At 45.5% G+C, this 255-nt stretch carries 1 pseudogene; it reads right to left on the bottom strand.

What is annotated here, in order from left to right:
- Positions 1 to 255, bottom strand: a pseudogene (locus VQ643_RS16435) (IS3 family transposase); the annotation flags it as partial.

A 255-nucleotide genomic window follows, 5' to 3' on the forward strand; every position in this document is an offset into this window, starting at 1 on the left:
TCACAGTAAATGCGGTAAACGCGCTTATGGTTCCATTTAAAACCTTTGACATTACGCAGGTACAAGAAGCATAGGCCAAATCCCCAGCGCTTTTTATTGTCGGTTAATCGAAGCAGCCAATCAGCAACCTGCTAGTTCTCAGCATTGAGCTTGCTTTGATAGTAAAAACAGCTCTCGCTAATACCTAGACAGCTGCAAGCAAGGCGAATGCTGATGGCATGTTTGATTATCGCCTCTTTCGCCATCTCCTTGCGC

Origin of the sequence: Pseudomonas sp. F1_0610 (assembly GCF_047470865.1) — a bacterium.
Lineage (GTDB): Bacteria > Pseudomonadota > Gammaproteobacteria > Pseudomonadales > Pseudomonadaceae > JAZDRH01.